This is a genomic window from Agromyces seonyuensis (assembly GCF_009789225.1).
GTDB lineage: Bacteria > Actinomycetota > Actinomycetes > Actinomycetales > Microbacteriaceae > Agromyces > Agromyces seonyuensis.
This window is the reverse complement of record NZ_WSTA01000040.1, coordinates 1-18,960: the sequence shown is the minus strand read 5'-3', so window position 1 is coordinate 18,960 and position 18,960 is coordinate 1. Positions and strand designations below refer to the sequence as shown.

The following is an 18,960-nucleotide window of genomic DNA, read 5'->3' as shown; positions in this document are numbered from 1 at the left end:
ATGCCCGTCGCGGCGGTACGCCGGCGGGCGGGTTCGACCGGGTCAGAGCACCGCCACGGGGTTGACGGGTGACCCGACTGCGCCGGTGATCGGCAGCGGCGGAGCGGCGAGCAGGAAGTCGAAGCGGCCGCTCTCGGCGCACGCCGTGCCGAGCTCTTCGAGGTTCCACATCTCGCCGATCGTGAGCCCGAGGTTCGGGATGACGACCTGGTGGAGCGGCTGGAAGGCCGGCACGTCGAACTCGTTGGGGCGGACTTCGAAGCCCCACGTGTCGGTGGCGATCGCGGCGATCTCGGTCCGGTGCAGCCAGCCGGCCGTCGTGAGGGAGAGTCCGGGCGCGGGCCCCCCGGCGTAGTCGCCCCAGCCCTCGCGTCGGGCGCGCCCGAACTGTCCGGTGCGGACGAGCACGATGTCGCCGCGCCCGACGGCGCTCGAGGCGCCCTGCGCCTGGATGCAGCGCTCGAGATCGGCCACGGAGATCGCGTAGCCGTCCTCGAGTTCGCCGGTTTCGGGCCGCAGATGCCGACCCAGATCGAGCAGGACGCCTCGGGAGACGATCACGGACGCGGCGTGCTCGATGCCGGTGACGAGGTCGCCTTCGCTGGTGACGACGTCGCCGGCACGACGGCCGTTCCACGCGAACCCGTGGTCGAAGATGTGCCCGAGCCCGTCCCATTGGGTCGCGCACTGCAGCGGCATCGCGATCACGTCGTCGGCGCCGCCCAGACCGTGGGGAAAGCCCTGGCCGCGCTCGGCGTCGGTGCCCGTGTCGAGCATGGTGTGCACCGGATTCGTGCGGCGCCGCCAGCCTTTCTGAGGGCCCGACATGTCGAAGGCCATCGAGAGCGAGATCGTGCGGCCGGTGCGGACGAGGCCTGCGGCCGCGACCCGCTTGGCGTCGTCGATGTGGTTGAGGGTGCCGAGTCGGTCGTCCTCGCCCCACCGTCCCCAATTGCGGAAGGCGACCGCGCGAGCCGCGATCTCCCGTTCGGGGTCGTGGCGGTCGAGGTCGCCGGGATGCTCGGACGGCAGGACATCCTGCTGGGCGGTGGGTGGGTTCGACGTCATCGTCGTCTCCTCAGTCGGATCGGGTTTCGGTGCAACGGCGGAAGCGGGCCGCCCGGCTCGGGCGGCCCGCTTCGGCCGTTTCAGCCGCGGCCCTGGACGGCGTAGGGGTTCAGCAGCGCCGCGCGGATCTCGTCGGGCACGACGCCTTCCTCGGTCGTGGAGGGGCCGTCGGCGGCGGGGAACGACTCGGTCATCGACCAGGGCATCTGGCCGTTGCGGTAGAAGTTGTTGGAGCCGAGCGAGGGCTTCCACGTGTTCGGCTGCCAGTCCGGCACGTAGTTGCGGTAGCCGCCGGTGTTCAGCTCGATGCGCAGCGTCGAGGGCTCGCGGTAGTAGAGGAACGTCTGCTCCCCGATGCCATGGATCGAGGGGCCGTACTCGATGTGCGTTCCGTTCTCCATCAGCACGTCGGCGGCGATCAGCAGCTCCTCGCGGGTGTCGACCCAGAAGGCGAAGTGGTTGACTCGGCCGGCACGGGTCGAGCCGTCGAGGACGACGCCGAGGTCGTGCGACTTCTCGTTGGTGGTGAGCACGGTGAAGATCGAAACGGGAGCCTCGTCGAGCTCGGTGCGCGCCATGATGCGGAAGCCGAGCACCCGCTCGTACCACTTGCCGAACTCGTCCACATCGGCGGCCGCGATCGTGACGTGGTCGAGCTGGCGGGGTGCGCCGGCGTGCGAGGAGCGACGGGCGGGACGGTCGGGGTAGCTGGATGCCTGGTCGGCGCCGCTGACGTAGTGCTCGACGTCCCAGTGCAGCGTCATCGGGTGGCCCTGGGGGCCGACGAATCGATAGGCGCGGCCGATGGCGTGCCCGTCGATCCATTCGCCCTCGACGCCTTCGGCCTCGAGCCGGCGCACGGCTTCCTCGAGCGCCTCGGCGCTCGACGTGCGCCAGGCCATCGTCTCCAGCGCGGGCTCGACGCCCGGCACGATCACGACGGAGTAGCGGTAGTAGTCGCCCCAGCACCGGAGGTACACGGCCCCGTCGATGCGGTCGACGACCTGGAGGCCGACCTGCTCCTCGTAGAACTTGACGGACGCCTCGACATCGGGGGTGGTCACCGCCACGTAGGACAGGTGGGAAAGCAGCTTGATCATCGTTGACCCTTTCTCGGGGTCGGCGTGCGGTTCTGAGGAAGTGGCCGACCGATACCGAGTCTGCGAGCCGTCGGGACATCAGGGAATCCGTCTTTTGCGATGCAGCGCATCACGGCCATGGATGCGCGATCTCGCGCTGCCGAATCCGTTCGAGTGATGTCCTGAACGCACGAATCGACGCGAATGATGCGTGGTGCTACCATCGCCGCACGCTCGACGACGAGCGCCGTACCGGAGGACACACCGACGTGACCGACCAGCCCTCACTCGCCCGCCTCGACCTCAACCTGCTCGTCTCCCTCGACGCTCTGCTTTCTGAGTGCAGCGTCACGCGCGCCGCGCAGCGCCTGCACCTCAGCCAGCCCGCCCTCAGCGCCTCGCTCTCGCGGCTTCGCACCCACTTCGGCGACCCGCTGCTGGCGCGACGCGGGAACTCCTACGAGCTCACCCCGCTCGCGATCCGCCTGAGCGAGCACACGACGACCGCGCTCGAGGCCGCGCGACGCGTCTTCGAAAGCGAAGCCACCTGGGATCCGAGCCGCTCGACCCGCGAGTTCTCGGTCTACGGCTCCGACTACGCCTTCGCCACGATCGGGACCCGCGTCAGCGGCCTCGCGCGCGTGCGCGCGCCCGGGGTGCGGTTCCGGTTCATGCTGCACAACCCGACCGTCGTCGCGGATGCGGCCGGCCGACTGCGCTCGGCCGACGCGATGCTCATCCCCCATGGGTTCCTCACCGAACTGCCCTACGACGATCTCTGGCAGGACGACTGGGTGCTGATCGCCGACCCGGACCATCCCGACCTCGCCGACGGCGTCACCATGGAGCACCTCGGCCGTCTGCCCTGGGTCTTCACCTACCAGTCCCGCGAAGCGTTCACGTCGGCGAACCGGCAGTTGCAACAGCTCGGCCTCGAACCGCACGTCGACGCCGTCGTCGAGAGCTTCCTCGCGATCGGCCACTTCATCACCGGCTCCGAGCGGCTCGCGCTCGTCCAGGCCGCCGTCGCACCGGCCATCCAGCGCGCCGCGGGCGTCGCCGTCCATCGGGTGCCGTTCGATGCGACTCCGATCCACAACGCCCTCTGGTGGAATCCCGTCCACAACCGGGACCCGGAACACCTGTGGATGCGCGAGCTCTTCCAGGACGCGGCCGCCGATCTCGCCGACTCCGCACCGCCGTCGCGATCCTGATTCGGGAACGGGGACTCGAGGTGGTGATCGGTGCCCCGGAGGCCACTCCGGGGCACCGATCGGTCCAGTACGTGGTCTTCGCCTCGTCCTGACCGGCACGACCGTCTCAGGTCGTGGAATCCTGCGGGGCGAAGCGGGCGATCACGTCATCGAGCAGGTGGTCGGTGAGCGCCGAGCCCGCGTCGACGGCGAGTCGACGGATCGGCAGGCCGCCGATCATGAGCAGGGCGTGCGGGTTGGTCAGCATGCCGATGGTGCGTCCGGAGTCGTCGCTCGCACTGACTCGCTCGAGCAGGGCGGGCCCGAGCACGGGGTGGGCCAGCCACTCCTGGAGCGTCGACTCGGGAGTGAGGGGCTGCATCGGTACCGCCGAGTCGATGTCGACCGCGGTACCGAGTCGAAGATCTCGCGACGACGCGGCGGCGACGAACCGGTACGCGCCCGGGTCGAGCACCCACCCTCCGGTCGCTTCGTCCCAACGCTCGAGTGCGCGACGAGGCACCGAGATCGACGCCGAACCGCTCGCACCGGCTTCGAGCTCGAGCGCGGCGAATCCGGCGAGCGCTCGCACCGGAGCCGCTCGGGTGCCGTGCGGTCGCTCCAGATAGATCTGGACGACTTCGCGTCCAGGGCGACGGCCGGAATTGCGCAACCGGAGATCGACGTTCCAGGTCCCGTCGGCTGCATCCGCAACGACCCTCATCGACTCGTACTCGAAGGTCGTGTACGCGAGCCCGTGCCCGAACGGGAAGGCGACGTCGCGATCCACTGCGTCGTAGCCGCGGTACCCGACGAACACGCCTTCGCCGTACACGCTCCGGCCGGCTTCGCCCGGGAAGGACAGGAAGGACGGCGCATCCTGGAGTCGTACCGGCCAGGTCTCGGAGAGTCGGCCGGACGGCGAGGCGGCCCCCGTGAGGAGGTCGGCGATGGCGGTCGCGACGCCCTGCCCGGCGAGCCCGGCGAACAGGATCGCGTCGACTCGCCCACGCCATTCGCCGAGTTCGACGACGCCGCCGGAGACCACGACCACGACGGTGCGCGGCGCGACGGCCGCAACGGCTTCGATCAGTCGGTGCTGCGACGCGGGCAGTGCGAGGTCGGCCCGGTCGAAGCCTTCGCTCTCCGCTGCGTCGGGCAGGCCGACGACGACGACCGCGACGTCGAGCTCCTCGGCCACCGCGATCGCCTCGGCGATCAGGGCTTCCGCTTCCGGCGTATCGGGGTCGAGGTCGAAGCGATATCCCTGAGCGAACGGCACCGCGTTTCCGTGCGCCGCGGTGAGTGCCGCTGCGAGCGGTTCGGGTGTCGTTCGCGCATTCACCGCGGCGCTGCCGCCGCCCTGGTACCGCAGGGAGGCGGCCATGCCGCCGAGCACCGCGACTCGCTGCCCACGAGTGAGTGGAAGCGCGTGATCGCGGTTCGTCAGCAGTACCGCCGAGCGGCGTGCTGCCTCGACGGCGAGTTCGCCGGCGGCGTCGGCATCGACCGCCGGTGCCGGGCCGGCGGCATCCGCTCGGTGGGCGAGCCCGATGAGCCGGTCGGCCGAGACGTCGACGACCGAGCGGTCGAGCTCGCCGTCCTCGACCGCACGAGCGACCTGCGCGTCGGAGGCGCCGGACGTCGACGGCATCTCGAGATCGGTTCCCGCCCGCAGCGCGCGAACGCGGTCGTCGACGGCGCCCCAGTCGGAGACGACGACGCCGTCGAAGCCCCACTCGTCGCGGAGGATCCCGGTCAGCAGGCGACGGTCCTCCGTCGCGTAGGCGCCGTTGATGCGGTTGTACGCCGCCATGACCATCCACGGCTTCGCCCGGCGCACCACGGTCTCGAAAGCGGGCAGGTAGAGCTCGCGCAGTGCCCGCTCGGAGACCTCCGCGCTGACGCGCATCCGATCGGTTTCCTGGTTGTTGACCGCGAAGTGCTTCACGCACGCGCCGATGCCGGTGGATTGGGCTCCGCGCACGAAGGCTGCAGCCAACTCGCCGGTCAACAGCGGGTCCTCCGAGTAGTACTCGAAGTTGCGGCCGCCGCGGGGATCCCGCTTGAGGTTCATGCCGGGGCTCAGCAGCACGTCGGCTCCTGCAGCTCGCGCCTCGGCGGCGATCGCCGCGGCGACCCGCGAGACGAGTTCGGGGTCCCAGCTCGCGGCGAGCGCCGACGAGGTCGGGAAGCACGTCGCCGGCACCTTGCCCGAGAAGTCCGGCAGGTTCATCGCGAGGCCGTTCGAGCCATCGGTCATCGACACCGAGCGGATGCCTCGGCCAGGCAGCGCCTCGGTGGTCGCCATGTCGGCTCCCGAGAGCAGCGATACCGCCTCGTCGAGCCGGAGTTCCGCGGCGGTCACAGGATGCCCGCTTCGATCATCTCGAGCCGTTCGTCGGGGTTGTGGACGTTCCAGCGGCGCGGTCGCGCCGGATCCTCCTCGGCGCCGCGGTATGCCGTCTCGAACCGGTGGTTCCCCTCCCCGACGGTGAACGGCGACGACCCGAGCAGGTCGATCTCGGCCTCGACTCCTGCGGGAATCGTGACGTCGAGGACGAGCCCGCCGTGGCGTCGTTCCCAAGCGGATTCGATGCGGCCGAACGCGCTGTCGAACGCTGCTCGGGCACGGGTGAGGCCGCCACCGGGTCGCGGGGCGATGCGCACCCGCCGATACCCGGGCTCGAGCTCGGCGAGCCCGCCGACGACGCGGTGCAGGAAATCGGCGACCGCGCCGAGTGCGTAGTGGTTGAACGAGGTCATCTCGCCCGGGTTGATGCTGCCGTCGGGCAGCATGCTGTCCCAGCGTTCCCACACCGTGGTCGCGTCCATGGTCACGGCGTACAGCCACGACGGGGCGTCGGTCTGCAGGAGCAGGTGGTAGGCGTCGTCGAGGTGCCCGGTGGCGGCGAGCGCGTCGCACACGATGGGGGTGCCGACGAAGCCGGTCTGGATGCGGTACTCGCCGTCGGCGACGAGTTCGGCAAGACGACCGCCGGCCTCGCGCCGCTGGTCATCCGTCTCGAGCAGGTCGAAGGCGATCGCGACGGCGAGGGAGGTCACCGTGTCGCCGACGATCCGCCCGGCCGGGGCGACGTAGTGCGCGCGGAAGGCGTCGGTCGCCGTCCGCTCGATCTCGCCGTAGTGCGCCTCGGCTGCCGCGTCGCCGAGCACGATGGCGGTCCGGCGGACGAGCCGCGCGCTGAGCGCGTGGTAAGCGGTGGCGACCAGTCGCGGGTCGGTGCGGGAGTCGCCGGGCCGGTCCGGCGGAGCTGCCGGGTCGAGCCAGTCGCCGAGCTGGAACCCGCGGTCCCAGTGGCCGGTGCGTCCGGTGAGCTCCCACACCTGGTCGACCCAGGCGCGCATGCTGGCGAACTGTTCGCGAAGGATGCTCGCGTCACCCGTGCGGCGATAGAGCGTCCATGGCACGATCACGGCGGCGTCGCCCCAGGCTGCCGCGGGTTCGGTGGGGAACCCGCACTCGATCCATGGCACGAAGTTCGGGACGGAGCCGGTTTCCGCCTGCTCGGCGGCGAGGTTGCGCAGCCAGTTCCGCAGGACGCCGTCGACGTCGTAGAGGAAGGCGGCCGTCGGCGCGAAGACCTGGATGTCGCCGGACCAGCCGAGTCGTTCGTCGCGCTGCGGGCAATCGGTGGGCAGGTCGACGAAGTTGTCGCGCATGCTCCACACGACGTTCTCGTGGAAGCGGTTGAGCAGAGGGTTGTCGGAGTCGAACCAGCCGGTACGACGCATGTCGGAGTGCACGACGAGCGCCTCGATCGCGCCGGGCGCGGCGGGGTCGAGGTCGTCGGGCCAGCCGTCCAGTTCGGCGAAGCGGAAGCCGTGGATGGTGAATCGCGGCGTCCACTGGACTTCGTCGTCTCCGGCGAAGGTGTACCGGTCGGTCGAGGTCGCCGACCGGAGCGGGCGGAGCGAGAGTCCGCCGTCCTCGAGCACCTCGGCGTGTCGAATCGTGATCGTGCGGCCCGCAGCGCCCCGTGCCCGGAATCGGACCTTGCCGGCGATGTTCTGACCGAAGTCGACGAGCAACCGTCCTCCGCCCAGCGCCTCGATGGAGACCGGGGCGAGCGCTTCGATGACCCGCACCGGTGGGGTGACGGGGGGTTCGATCTTCGCCGGGAACGCAGATCGGCTGATCCGTCGCGGCTGACGCCAGCTGGAGTCGTCGAAGCCGGGCTGCGACCAGCCGTCCTGCTCGAGGCGGGCGTCGTGGGACTCGCCTTCGTACAGGCCGGTCGCCGTGATCTCGGAGAGCGCCGTGCTCCATTCGAGCGGCACGACCTGGACGGATCCGTTGCCCGCGGTGAGCTCGAGCTGAGCGAGTACGGCGATGTCGTCGCCGTAGTTGTTCCAGACTCCGCCGTTGAACCCGAGTCGCCCGCGATACCAACCATCGGCCAGTCGGATGCCGATCGCGTTGCGGCCGGGAGAAAGGAGCCGGCCGACTGGGTACGAGCGCGATCGAAGCCGGTGCCGGTAGGTGTCCCAGCCCGGGGCGAGGAGCTCGTCGGAGGCGAGGCGGCCATTGAGCTCGACGTCGAAGACCCCGTGAGCGGCCACGTGGAGCCGCGCCTCGATGAGGCCCTCGTCGAAGGCGAGCGCAGGCACGACGAACTCGGCACGGAGCAGGTGCGCCGGTCGGCCGGTGCCGGGCGTCAGCGACGGTCCGCTGCGGTCCTCGGGCGAAGGAGAGACCCAATGGACGGCCCAGTCGACGGTGTCGTACGAGGTCATCCCTTGACCGCCCCGGCGGTCATGCCCTTCATGACCCGCTGGTTCAGGAACAGGTAGATGACGAGCGTGCCGAAGACGTTGACGCAGACCGCCGCGAACGTCGGCCCGTACTGGACCTGCCCGAACTGCCCCGTGAAGTTCAGCAGGCCCACCTGGATGGTGCGCAGGTCATCGCGGTTCGTGAACGTCAGGGCGATGAGCAGGTCGTTCCAGATGAAGAAGAACTGGACCAGCGCAACCGTGAAGATGGCGTTCTTGACCATCGGGAACCCGATCGACCAGAACTGGCGATAGATGCTCGCGCCGTCGAGCGTTGCGGCCTCGAAGATCTCCCGCGGCACGCCTCGGAAGAACGTCGCCATCATGAACACCGTCAGCGGGAGCCCGATCGCGGTGTAGGTGATGATGAGCGGCCAGAGCGAGCCGGTGAGACCGGTCTGGAAGTAGATCGTGAAGAGCGGCAGCAGGATCATCTGGCCGGGCACCATGATGCCGGCGAGGAAGAGCAGCAGTACGGTGCCGCGGCCCTTCCAGACCATGACTTCGAGCGCGAAGCCCGCCGCGACGCCGAACACGATGGTGAAGAAGAGCGCCGGCAGGGTCGCGAGGACGCTGTTCTTGATGTAGGTGCCCAGATTGCCGGTCGTGAATGCCTCGATGTAGTTGTCGAGGTTCGTCCAGTCCTCCGGGAGCGCCCAGGTGGGGTTGTTGAGGAACTCGTTCTGCGTCTTGAACGATCCCGTCAGCAGCCAGAAGAGCGGATAGACGACGGCGATCATCAGCAGGGTCACGACGACCCAACCGGGGACGCGACGCAACCAGCGGGCGCGGCTGCGCTGCTCCGGAGCGGGTGCCTGGACGCTCGGCCGGGCGACGGTGTCGAGTGTGGTGGTGTGCGTCATTGTCGTCACCCCTTCGTGAGGTCGCGGCGCGAGGAACGGAAGATGAACAAGGTGACCAGCAGGCAGAGGATCGTCAGCAGCAGCGCGATCGAGCTCCCGTAGCCGTACTCGCCGTAGGTGAACGACGTCTGGTACATGTACAGCGTGAGCGGCGTGGTGGTGTTTCCGGGGCCGCCGTTCGTCAACGCCAGCACGGAGTCGAAGACTTTCAAGGTGCCGTTGATGCTGAAGATGATCGATGAGAAGAGCACGGGCAGGGAGAGCGGGATCACGATGTGGCGCACGAGCCTCCAGCCGGATGCGCCGTCGATGCGAGCGGATTCGAAAAGCTCTTCAGGGATGTCGACGAGGCCGGCGTAGAGGAGCACGGCGTAGAAGCCCATCGATCGCCAGATGTCCATGATGACGATGACCCAGAACGCGGTGGCGCCCGATGCGAACCAGTCGATCGAGTCGATGCCGACGAGGTTCAGCAGCGAGTTGACCGGGCCGATCTGCGGGGCGATCGCGAAGAGCGCCTGGAAGAGGAGCGCGACGGCCACCGTCGGCAGCACGACCGGGAAGAAGACGAGGGTGCGGATGAGGCCGGACGCCTTCTTGAGCCAGAAGACGTAGAGCAGGCTCAGCAGGTAGCCGACGAGAACCTGCCCGATGGTGAGCACGACCGCGTACTTGATCGTGAAGACGAGCGCGTCTGCGACCTTCGGGTCGGTGAAGAGCGCCGCGATGTTGTCCCAGCCCACGTAGGTGAAGCCGATGATCGGGTTGCCCTCGAAGACGGTGTAGCCGAGTGACCAGAAGATGGGCACGAGCATGACGAGGGTGTAGACGAGCAGTGCGGGCCCCAAGAGGGTGGTGACGGCCCGCCAGTCACCGAGTACGCGATTCACAGCAAAGTTCTTTCGTCGAGCGGAGGAAGGCGGTGCGACGGCTCGGGGGGAAGCCGCCGCACCGCCCTCACGGGTTCGTTCAGCCGAGGTCGGCCTGGACCATCTCCATGAACTCCTCCGGGCTGATGGCACCGGTGACGAGCTGGGAGGCGTTGGTCTGGCTGGTGGTTGCGGCCTTGGCGTTGAAGAGCGCCTCGAACCAGAGGACGCTCTGCGTCGTCTGGTCGATCTGGTCCTGGACGGTCTGGGTCAGCGGGGGCAGGTCCTCGACCGGCGTGTTGACCTTGAAGCCGGTGATGACGCCCTGGTTCTGCAGCGAGCTCGATCCGAAGTTGTCGGCGAAGCAGCCCAGCCAGCCGGCAACGTCGTCGCCGTAGGACGCCTCGGAGAGCGCCAGCGGGACACCGACGTTCGCGGCGAGCTGGTCGGCGGAGCCGGCCCCGCCCTCGACCGCGGGGAACGGAATGAAGCCGATGTTCTCGGCGCCGATCTGGTTCTGGCTCGGGTCGTTGAAGTTCGCGAGGATCCAGCTGCCCATGTAGAACATGCCGGCCTGGCCGGTCAGGAACTGGTTGACGGCCGTCATGTAGTCGATCGAGGTGACGGAGGGGCCGAAGTAGCCCTTCTCGCCGAGGTCGGCGACCGCGGCGGCGGCCTCGACGTACTCGGGGTCGGTCAGGCTGGCCTCGCCATCGGCCACCTTCTGCAGCGCATCGGGGCCGAGGTCGCGGTAGAGGTAGTTGCCGACCAGACGCGTGAGCGGCCAGCCGTCCTGGCCGTCCGCCGAGAACGGGATGATGCCGGCGGCGTTGAGCGTGTCAGCCGCGGCGACCAGCTCGTCCCACGTCGTGGGGACCTCGATGCCGTTGTCGGCGAAGAGCTGCTTGTTGTACCAGATGCCTTCGACGTTGAACTCCGTCGGAAGCACGTACTGCTCGCCGTCGTAGAGGGCGTCGATCGTCGACTTCGCAGCCGGGATGATCGCGTCCGACTTGTCGAGGTCCTCGAGGGCCTGCTCGACGTCGACGAGCTTGCCGCCCTGCTGCAGGTCCTTCGCGACCTGCGGCGTGTTGCCGCTCGCGAAGAGGACCGGCAGCGCGTTCTGTCCCGCGAGCAGCTGGAGCTGCTGGTCGTAGCTGGCCTGCGGCTGCGTCGTCACCTTGAGCGGCAGTGCTTCGTTCTCCGTCGCGCACTGGTCCTCGCTGAGCGAGGTGAGCGTGTCCTGGATCGACGTGTTCTCGGCGAACGACAGGTAGCTGAACTCGGTGGGCGCCGCGGTTTCGCCGCCACCGCTCGAGCAAGCGGTCAATGCGAGCGCTGCGGCTCCGATGCCGGCGATGATCGGGACGATGCGGCGCGCCCCGTTACGTGCTGTGGTCACAGTTCCTCCTTGAATGCGGCCTCGATTGAAGCGTTGCAACGGGGATGCTACGTGGCGCTCGGGAGCGGCACTCGCGGATTCCTCGAATTGGCTTATCGCGTGCCGAATAGCCGGTATCGACGAAGCGAATGGACAAGGTGGGTTCGGTTGCATCGCTGCAAGCCGCGTACACTCGCGGCATGACCTCCGCAACGACCGCGCCGGGCGCGACGAAGCGCGGCGCCGTCGACGGCGTCGGCATCACCGATGTCGCGGCGCTCGCGGGAGTTTCGCCGTCGACGGTGTCGAACGTCCTGAACCATCGGGAGCGCGTGGCCGCTGCGACGATCGAGCGCGTCGAACGGGCCATCGAGCTGCTCGGGTATGTCCCGAACGGCGCGGCGCGCTCGCTCGTCGCCGGCCATTCGCGCTCGATCGGGTTGGTGCTCTCCGACCTCGGGAACTCGCTCTTCGTCGACATCGCCCGTGGCGCCGAGCGCGCCGCGGACGAACTCGGGCTGTCGGTGGTGCTGGCCAATAGCGACGGCCGCCTCGAACGCGAAGACCGATACGTCGAACTCCTCACGGAGTCGCGAGTGCGAGGGCTGTTGCTCACCCTGAACGACGAGTCGCATTTTCGTGAGATCGCCGCACGCTCGAGACAGCGCGGGCCGCTGATCCTCCTGAACCTGCACGCCGACGACGGCCGCTTCTGCACCGTTTCCATCGACAACGAGGCCGGCGGTGCCTTGGCTGCAGCGCACCTGCTCGCCACCGGTCGGCGCCGGCTCGCCTTCGTCGGCGGGCCCGACAGCCTCCAGCCGATCGCCGACCGGCGCGCCGGAGTCCGCCGAGCACTCGCGTCCGCGGGCCTGGCCGCGGTCGCCGAGATCGGACCCGAGTGGATCAATCGAGCAGACGGTTGGCAGGTGGGCCGCATGCTGGCTCCCCGCATCGCCGCCGGCGAGATCGACGGCGTCGTCGCCGCATCCGACCTGCTCGCTGCGGGGATCGTCCAAGCCCTCGCCGAGACGCCCGGCATCCGAGTCCCTGAGGATGTCGGAGTCATCGGGTACGACAACAACCAGGCCGCGTGGGATGCTCCGGTTCCACTCTCGACGGTCGCCCAGCCGGGCGAAGCACTCGGGGAAACCGGCGTGCGGCTTCTCGTCGCCGAGAGTGACGATCCGACCCACCGGCATCAAGCCGTGCGTCTCGATCCGACCGTGGTCGTTCGACGGAGCACGGAACGATAGGACGGAGGGCGCGATGGTCGATGATGAAGCCGCGCGAGAGCCGTCGGCCCCGGTCGGGGGCGGCAGGCTCTCGGGCGTCGATCTCAACCTGATCGTCCCCCTCCAGGCGCTGCTCGAAGAGCGAAGCGTCAGTCGGGCGGCGGATCGACTCTTCATGAGCCAGCCCGCCTTGTCCTCTGCCCTCGGCAGGCTTCGCCGGCACTTCGACGATGAGCTGCTCGTTCGCTCCGGAAACCGATACGTGCTCAGTCAACTCGCCGTCGAACTGCTCCCCGAAGTGCAATCGACGGCGTCGGCCTTGGCCAAGCTCTTCGGCGCCCAAACGGAGTTCGATCCTGGGACGAGCGAGCGCGAGTTCCGGATCGTCTGCTCCGACTACGTCGCGGCAGTCTTCGGAGCCCGGCTCTCGAAGGCGGTCTCGATCGCCGCGCCTCGCGCGATGCTCCGGATCGAACACCTGCGCGACGAGCTCGTCGACGAGGCTCCCGACTCGCTGCGCGGCATCGACGGGCTGATCCTTCCGCACGGCTTCATCGAGCACACCGACTACCTGGACCTCTTCGAAGACGCCTGGTGCTGCCTCGTCGCAGCCAGCGGCGAAGGCGCACCGGAACTCGACATCGCAGCCCTCGGCGCGCGACCGTGGGCGACGACCTTCAGCGGTCGCACCGCCGTCATCGCCGCCAGCCGCGAACTGCACCAGCGAGGCATCTATCCGCGCACCCAGGTCACGACTCGCAGTTTCCTCACCTTGCCGGACATGGTCGCCGGGACGGACCGGGTGGCGTTCCTGCCGGCCTCCGCTGCCGCCCGATTCGCGGATCGCACCGATGTCTCAGTCGTCGACAGCCCGCTTCCGCTGCCGCCGATCCGCCAGGCCTTCTGGTGGAACGGGGCGACCTACGGCGCCGACGCCGGTCATCGTTGGCTGCGCGACCTCATCGCCGGCGTCGCCGCCCGTCATCCGCGCGGCGACTGAACCGATTCGTCCGACGCATCGCGGGCGCGCAGCCGGCGACTCGCGAGATAGGACATCGAGTCGTCTGACGAGTGCACCAGTGCTCGGAAGGAGCCGCCGGGGCTCGCATCGGGATGCGACTGCGGCAGGGCCGCGGCACGCAGGTCGGCCGAGATCGCCGTCGCCGTCGACCTGAGCACGGCCAGCACCGGCTCCCAGGGAGTTCGATCGTTGGGGACGACGGCGCCGATGGCCGCGACCGTTTCACCCGCAGCTCCCGTCACCGCAACTGCGATACCTCGCGCATCCGGGTGGATGAATCCTTCCGTCATCGCGAAACGCTGTCGTCGGACCTGCGCGAGGAGGCGACGGACCTCCGCGGAGGTTCTCGGCGTTCGCTCGGTGTAGGCGGGGATCGGGCCGGCGAGCACGGTCTCCCGACTGCTCGGATCGGCGTCGGCGAGGAGCACGAGTCCGGAGGACGACGAGGTCAGCGGCAACCGGCCACCGATCACCGTGGCGTTGACGACCGCATCGCGCGCCGACAGGCGCTCGAGGAACAGCACGTCGGCGCCGTTGAGGATGCCGAGTTGCACGTGCTGCCCGACCGTCGCGTGCGCCGCATGGAGGTGCGGGCCGGCGAGCTCGCGCAGGCCCAGCGCACCAGGAGTCCGGGCAGCGAGTTCCCAGAGGCGGACTCCGAGCCGGTAGCGGCGCGCTTCGTGCAACTCGAGGAGGCCGACGTCGGCGAGCGCGCGGACCAGCGCATGCGTGGTGGAGACCGGCAGACCCGTCCGCCGGGAGATCTCGGCGACCGTGAGGAAGGGCGCCTCGACGCTGAATGCGTCGAGCACTTGCAACTGGCGGCTCAGCGTCGAGCGGCCATCGGATGAGCGCGCCATCGGACCTCCGGATCGCGCCGAGCCTAGCCAGATTGCCGCTGCATCTCCATTTCAAATGGAGAACCGTCGCGGCGACGGATCGCACGCGTCTAGGTTGCTCGATGCCGCAGCCGACGATGGCGTGCGGTCGGAGCATCCGTCATGCGGACGAGGAGGTCCCATGCCCAACGATTCGCCTCGGTCCCCGGTGTCGGCCGACCCGGCGGCCGCCTCGCCGGTCGACCGACTCGTCGTCGCTGCGCGCCGCGTCGTTGCCGACCAGGTCGTCGAGCTCGAATTGCAGCGCCCGGACGCCGGCCGACTCCCGGACTGGACGCCGGGCGCGCACCTCGACCTGATGCTGCCGAACGGCCTGACTCGCCTGTACTCGTTGCTCGGAGACCCGCGCGACGCTTCCAGCTACCGCATCGCAGTGCAGCGGGAGGAGCACGGCGATGGCGGCTCCCGCTTCGTCCACGACCGGCTCGAGGTCGGCGACATGGTCGGATTCGGCGGGCCGCGCAACAACTTCCGGCTCGTGCCCGCGACGTCCTACGCCTTCGTCGCCGGCGGCATCGGGATCACGCCCATCCTGCCGATGCTGCGTGCTGCGACCGTGCTGGGCATCGACTGGCGGCTGCTCTATCTCGGCCGCAGCCCCGGTGCGCTCGCATACCTGGCCGAGCTCGCCGGGCACGGTGATCGGGTGCAGCTGCACTGCTCAGGGTCGAGCGGCGCCCGTGCGGACATCGACGCCTGGATCGCCGAGTCGCCCAGCGACGCGAAGGTATACGCCTGCGGCCCCGCCGGTTTGCTCGACGCCGTCGTCCGTGCCGGTGCGAACCGGCGCGCAGGATGGGTGCGCGTCGAGCGCTTCACCGCCACGGCATCCGGCCCGGCCCGCGCGACGCCGTTCGCGCTCGAGATCGCGGGCACCGACCGCACGCTCATCGTCGAGCCCGGGACCACCGTGGTCGAGACACTCCGAATCGCCGGCTTCGATGTGCTCACCTCGTGCGCACGCGGCGTCTGCGGCACGTGCGAGACGGAGGTGCTCGCCGGCGAGCCCGACCACCGCGATGCGCTCCTGGATGATGCGGAACGCGCCCGCGGAAACTGCTTCTTCCCGTGCGTATCCCGATCGCGCAGCGACCGCCTCGTCATCGCCCTCTAGCCCGCTCCTGCCCGGCATGGGCTTCGCGCCGCCGGCACACGCACCTGCGAAAGGCACCATCATGACCGAAACGCTTCACGGCCCCGTGCACCGAACCCGTCCCACCTCCAGCGCCGACCCGTTCTCCGCCGAGCTGCTCGCCGATCCCCATGAGTTCCATGAGGCGCTCCGCGAGGCGGGCGAGGTCGTCCACCTCGAGCGCTACGACGTCGACGCGATGGGCCGTTACGACACCGTGCACGCGGCGCTCACCGACTGGCAGTCGTTCGAATCCTCGGCCGGCGTCGGCATCTCGGACTTCCGTCGCGAACCGCCGTGGCGGCCGCCGAGCTTGCTGCTGGAGGCCGATCCGCCGCACCACGATGCGCCGCGCGCCGTGCTCCAGAAGATCCTCGGGCCCCGCGCGCTGCGGGCGCTCGAGCCGCAGTGGCGCGCGGACGCCGCAGCGCTCGTCGACGAGGTCCTCGCGCGCGGCACCGAGTTCGACGCCGTCACCGAACTGGCCGAAGCGTTCCCGCTCCGCGTCTTCCCGGACGCCGTCGGCCTCCGGCAGGAAGGCCGCGAACACCTCCTGCCCTATGGAGACCACCTCTTCAACACCTTCGGTCCGGAGAACTTCCTCGTGCAGCACGGCGCACCGTCGCTCCCCGAGCACGCCGGTTGGGTGAATGAGCAGTGCGCCCGCGACGCGCTCGCTCCGACCGGGTTCGGGGCGGATATCTGGGCCGCGACCGACCGCGGCGACATCACCGAAGCGCAGGCCCCGCTCATGGTCCGATCGCTGCTGTCGGCCGGCGTCGACACGACGATCCACGCCCTCGGGGCGATCCTGGCGGCATTCGCCCGCACCCCTGAGGCGTGGGCCGCGCTCCGCTCGAACCCCGCTCTCGCCCGCGTCGCATTCGATGAGGCGATCCGACTCGAGTCCCCCGTGCAGACCTTCTTCCGCACGACCACCCGCGACGTCGAGATCGACGGTGTGCGCATTCCCGAGGGACGCAAGATCCTGATGTTCCTCGGATCTGCGAATCGAGACCCTCGCCGCTGGAGCGACCCGGGCCGATTCGATCTGCACCGCGACCCGTCCGGACACGTCGGCTTCGGCATGGGCATCCACCAGTGCGTCGGCCAGCACGTCGCCCGCCTCGAAGCCGTGGCGCTGCTGACCGCCCTTGCAGCCCGAGTCGAGACGATCGAACCGGCCGGCACCCCGACACGCCACCTCAACAACACGCTCCGGGCGTGGGAGACCCTGCCCGTGCGACTGACGCCGGACCGGTGACGAGTCGGACGAGCCTCCGATGAGCTCGCGAGCGCGAGCAGGCGCGCAGCGCCGTATCGCGACCCCCCACCGCCGGTCGAGTCGGCGCGCAGCGCCGTGTCGAGACCCCGCACCGCCGGTCGAGTAGGCGCTCAGCGCCGTATCGCGACCCCCCACCGCCGGTCGAGTAGGCGCGCAGCGCCGTATCGAGACTGACGTACCGGGTCTCGATACGCGACTTCGTCGCTACTCGACCGACGGGGGGTCGCTACTCGACCAGCGGGACCGTGCGGCGGCGCGCGCCGAGGCGCAGTCGGCCCTGGGCCAGCAGGATGCCGAGGAGCACGACGAGCGCGCCGAGCGGCTCGTGCCACGAGAAGGTCTCGCCGAGCAGTGCGACGCCGAGCACGACGCCGACGACCGGGGTCACGTACGTGACGGTGGACGTGTTCGTCGGCCCCCAGGCGCGCAGCACCGAGATGTTCCAGATGTAGGCGAAGCCCGTGCCGAGGATGCCGAGGGCGAGCAACGACCCGACGACCGGCAGGGTGAGCGTGACGGGACCGGTCGCGACGAGCGGTGTCAGCGCGAGCATGACGACGCCCGCGACGCCGATCGAGAGGGCCGCGAACGTCGCCGGCGCGATCGGCCGATCGGTGAGGAAGCGCCGCTGGTAGCCGAAGCTGATGCCGTAGCAGGCGGTCGCGACGAGGCACGCGAGCTGGCCGGCGAGCGAGCCCGTCAGCGCCGAGTACTGCCAGGGGCCGATGATGACGACCACGCCGAGGATGCCCACGCCGACGCCGACCCAGCGGCTCAGCCCGAGCTTCTCGACGCGGAACACGAGGGTCGCCATGATCGCCGTCATGATCGGCGTCGTCGCGTTGTAGATCGAGGCGAGGCTCGAGGAGACGTGCTGCTCGGCCCACGCGAAGCAGAGGTAGGGGATCACGCAGTTCACGAAGGCCACGACGAGGAAGTGGAACCAGACGATCGGCTCCTTCGGCAGCACCGGGCCGCGCGAGCCGTCGGACGCCGTGACTCGCGGCCGCGTGATCGCGACGACCACGGCGAGCGCGAGCGCTCCGAGCACGGTGCGGCTCCAGGCGACCTGGCCGAAAGAGACGCCTTCGAGGGCGACCTTCATGAACAGGAACGACGCGCCCCAGACGAGCCCCATGGCGAGGAACTGCACCCACGCCGAGAGCGCGGTGGTCGTCGTCAGCCCGGTGGCGGGAGCGGCGGGGGCGGGGGCGGGACGGCGATTCACCTCGCAAGGCTATGCGCCCCCGGTGACGCTCGGATCCCGGCCGCGGCAGCGTGGCGCTTTCTCGCGCAAGCGCGGCAGCCGGCGTATCCTCGCCGATTCAGACAGGCAAACTGCACAGTCTGCCTGTCTATGTGCTACCGTGGCCACATGGACGACGTCGAACTCGAAGAGGTCGCGGCCGCGCTGCGGGTGACGACGAACCGACTCGCGCGCAAGCTCCGCTCCGAGGGCGGGCTCCAGGAGTTCACCCCGAGCCAGACCGCCGCGGTGCGCCACCTCGCCGACGTCGGGGAGATCACCGTCGCCGAGCTCGCGCGCCTCGAGGACGTGCGCCCGCAGTCCATGAGCGCGACCGTCGCCGAGCTCGAACGGCTCGGCATCGTCGGCCGCAAGGCCGACCCCGCCGATGCGCGCGCTCGGCTCGTCTTCCTCACCGACGACGCCCAGTCCGCGATCCTGCGCGCTCGTGCGAACAAGACCCGCTGGTTCGTGCAGCGCATGTCCGAACGCCTCGACGCCGACGAGCAGCGGGCCCTGGCCGGCGTCATCCCGCTCCTCGACCGCCTCCTCGCCCCCTGAGCCCGACCGGCCCGCCGGCGCAACCCACCCGCATCCCCTCGACAGAACGAAGCCACGACATGCCCATCACCCCGCTCGACGCCCGCCCCGCCCTCGTCGTCATCGACCTGCAGAACGGCATCACCTCGTTCCCGGCCGCCCATGACGCGGATGCCGTGGTCGCCAACGCCGCCCGCCTCGCCGACGCGTTCCGCGCCCGCGCCCTGCCCGTCGTGCTCGTGACCGCCGTCGGCCGCGCCCCCGGCCGAACCGAGCGCTCCCTCGCCCAGGCCGCCGCGCTCGCGGCCGGACCGGGAGGGCACACGTCCGGAGCCCAGGCACTTAGGCAACG

At 69.7% G+C, this 18,960-nt stretch carries 16 protein-coding genes and 1 pseudogene; 8 read left to right on the top strand and 9 right to left on the bottom strand.

Translation table 11 applies throughout. From position 1 onward, the window contains the following. Positions 1–42: 42 nt before the first annotated feature. Both GB864_RS10060 and GB864_RS10055 read right to left on the bottom strand, forming a co-directional pair. A complete protein-coding gene (locus GB864_RS10060; RefSeq protein WP_160424621.1) occupies positions 43–1,068 on the bottom strand; it encodes a cyclase family protein in 1,026 nt (341 codons plus the stop codon). An 80-nt stretch (positions 1,069–1,148) separates the two neighbouring features. Then, complete coding sequence (locus GB864_RS10055; protein WP_160424619.1) at positions 1,149–2,168, bottom strand: VOC family protein; 1,020 nt, start codon at positions 2,166–2,168, stop codon at positions 1,149–1,151. Positions 2,169–2,416: 248 nt separating this feature from the next. Between GB864_RS10055 and GB864_RS10050 the strand changes: the two genes are divergently transcribed. Then, complete coding sequence (locus tag GB864_RS10050; RefSeq protein WP_160424617.1) at positions 2,417–3,361, top strand: LysR family transcriptional regulator; 945 nt, start codon at positions 2,417–2,419, stop codon at positions 3,359–3,361. 106 nt (positions 3,362–3,467) lie between these two features. Here the strand turns inward: GB864_RS10050 and GB864_RS10045 are convergent, their stop codons facing one another. The 5 genes from GB864_RS10045 to GB864_RS10025 all read right to left on the bottom strand — a co-directional run bounded on the left by GB864_RS10045 (position 3,468) and on the right by GB864_RS10025 (position 11,271). Then, entirely contained in the window at positions 3,468–5,708 is a 2,241-nt protein-coding gene (locus GB864_RS10045; RefSeq protein WP_202107133.1) for a glycoside hydrolase family 3 C-terminal domain-containing protein, read from the bottom strand. Then, complete coding sequence (locus GB864_RS10040; protein ID WP_160424614.1) at positions 5,705–8,098, bottom strand: family 78 glycoside hydrolase catalytic domain; 2,394 nt, start codon at positions 8,096–8,098, stop codon at positions 5,705–5,707. Before GB864_RS10040 ends, GB864_RS10045 begins: the two co-directional genes overlap by 4 nt. Then, positions 8,095–9,000: a carbohydrate ABC transporter permease gene (locus GB864_RS10035; protein WP_160424612.1), complete on the bottom strand. Its 906-nt coding sequence runs from the start codon at positions 8,998–9,000 to the stop codon at positions 8,095–8,097. The genes GB864_RS10040 and GB864_RS10035 overlap by 4 nt, the downstream gene beginning before the upstream one ends. A 5-nt stretch (positions 9,001–9,005) precedes the next feature. Beyond that, positions 9,006–9,890, bottom strand: coding sequence for an ABC transporter permease subunit (locus GB864_RS10030; protein WP_160424610.1), 885 nt, complete (start codon positions 9,888–9,890; stop codon positions 9,006–9,008). A 79-nt stretch (positions 9,891–9,969) separates the two neighbouring features. Continuing rightward, complete coding sequence (locus GB864_RS10025; RefSeq protein WP_336603952.1) at positions 9,970–11,271, bottom strand: ABC transporter substrate-binding protein; 1,302 nt, start codon at positions 11,269–11,271, stop codon at positions 9,970–9,972. Between the two features lie 179 nt (positions 11,272–11,450). On the opposite strand from GB864_RS10025, the gene GB864_RS10020 reads away from it, so the two are divergent. From GB864_RS10020 to GB864_RS18525, 3 genes and pseudogenes are all read left to right on the top strand, one after another. Further along, positions 11,451–12,506, top strand: a complete 1,056-nt coding sequence (locus tag GB864_RS10020) for a LacI family DNA-binding transcriptional regulator (RefSeq protein WP_160424606.1) — start codon at positions 11,451–11,453, stop codon at positions 12,504–12,506. 13 nt (positions 12,507–12,519) lie between these two features. Next, positions 12,520–12,744 (top strand): annotated as a pseudogene (locus tag GB864_RS19060) (LysR family transcriptional regulator); the annotation flags it as partial. Between the two features lie 3 nt (positions 12,745–12,747). Then, positions 12,748–13,485, top strand: a complete 738-nt coding sequence (locus tag GB864_RS18525; RefSeq protein WP_336603951.1) for a LysR substrate-binding domain-containing protein — start codon at positions 12,748–12,750, stop codon at positions 13,483–13,485. Here the strand turns inward: GB864_RS18525 and GB864_RS10010 are convergent. Beyond that, positions 13,467–14,366: an IclR family transcriptional regulator gene (locus tag GB864_RS10010; protein WP_160424602.1), complete on the bottom strand. Its 900-nt coding sequence runs from the start codon at positions 14,364–14,366 to the stop codon at positions 13,467–13,469. The genes GB864_RS18525 and GB864_RS10010 overlap by 19 nt on opposite strands. A gap of 160 nt (positions 14,367–14,526) precedes the next feature. Between GB864_RS10010 and GB864_RS10005 the strand changes: the two genes are divergently transcribed. Then, on the top strand, positions 14,527–15,519 hold the full coding sequence (locus GB864_RS10005; protein WP_160424600.1) for a PDR/VanB family oxidoreductase: 993 nt from the start codon (positions 14,527–14,529) through the stop codon (positions 15,517–15,519). A gap of 61 nt (positions 15,520–15,580) precedes the next feature. Then, positions 15,581–16,801, top strand: coding sequence for a cytochrome P450 (locus GB864_RS10000; protein ID WP_160424598.1), 1,221 nt, complete (start codon positions 15,581–15,583; stop codon positions 16,799–16,801). Positions 16,802–17,048: 247 nt separating this feature from the next. Here the strand turns inward: GB864_RS10000 and GB864_RS09995 are convergent, their stop codons facing one another. After that, positions 17,049–17,960, bottom strand: a complete 912-nt coding sequence (locus GB864_RS09995) for a DMT family transporter (RefSeq protein WP_160424651.1) — start codon at positions 17,958–17,960, stop codon at positions 17,049–17,051. A 237-nt stretch (positions 17,961–18,197) separates the two neighbouring features. On the opposite strand from GB864_RS09995, the gene GB864_RS09990 reads away from it, so the two are divergent. Continuing rightward, the gene (locus GB864_RS09990) at positions 18,198–18,629 is read left to right on the top strand and encodes a MarR family winged helix-turn-helix transcriptional regulator (RefSeq protein ID WP_160424597.1); all 432 of its coding nucleotides are present in this window, start codon (positions 18,198–18,200) and stop codon (positions 18,627–18,629) included. Positions 18,630–18,688: 59 nt separating this feature from the next. Beyond that, positions 18,689–18,960 (top strand): isochorismatase family protein (locus tag GB864_RS09985; RefSeq protein ID WP_160424595.1); only part of this gene is annotated, 272 nt, incomplete at its 3' end.

What these genes read in the sequence shown, in the direction of transcription:
- GB864_RS10060 (WP_160424621.1), bottom strand. Translation starts at nt 1,068, where the DNA reads ATGACGTCGAACCCACCCACCGCCCAGCAGGATGTCCTGCCGTCCGAG.
- GB864_RS10055 (WP_160424619.1), bottom strand. Translation starts at nt 2,168, where the DNA reads ATGATCAAGCTGCTTTCCCACCTGTCCTACGTGGCGGTGACCACCCCC.
- GB864_RS10040 (WP_160424614.1), bottom strand. Translation starts at nt 8,098, where the DNA reads ATGACCTCGTACGACACCGTCGACTGGGCCGTCCATTGGGTCTCTCCT.
- GB864_RS10035 (WP_160424612.1), bottom strand. Translation starts at nt 9,000, where the DNA reads ATGACGCACACCACCACACTCGACACCGTCGCCCGGCCGAGCGTCCAG.
- GB864_RS10020 (WP_160424606.1), top strand. Translation starts at nt 11,451, where the DNA reads ATGACCTCCGCAACGACCGCGCCGGGCGCGACGAAGCGCGGCGCCGTC.
- GB864_RS10010 (WP_160424602.1), bottom strand. Translation starts at nt 14,366, where the DNA reads ATGGCGCGCTCATCCGATGGCCGCTCGACGCTGAGCCGCCAGTTGCAA.
- GB864_RS10005 (WP_160424600.1), top strand. Translation starts at nt 14,527, where the DNA reads ATGCCCAACGATTCGCCTCGGTCCCCGGTGTCGGCCGACCCGGCGGCC.
- GB864_RS10000 (WP_160424598.1), top strand. Translation starts at nt 15,581, where the DNA reads ATGACCGAAACGCTTCACGGCCCCGTGCACCGAACCCGTCCCACCTCC.
- GB864_RS09995 (WP_160424651.1), bottom strand. Translation starts at nt 17,960, where the DNA reads ATGGGGCTCGTCTGGGGCGCGTCGTTCCTGTTCATGAAGGTCGCCCTC.
- GB864_RS09990 (WP_160424597.1), top strand. Translation starts at nt 18,198, where the DNA reads ATGGACGACGTCGAACTCGAAGAGGTCGCGGCCGCGCTGCGGGTGACG.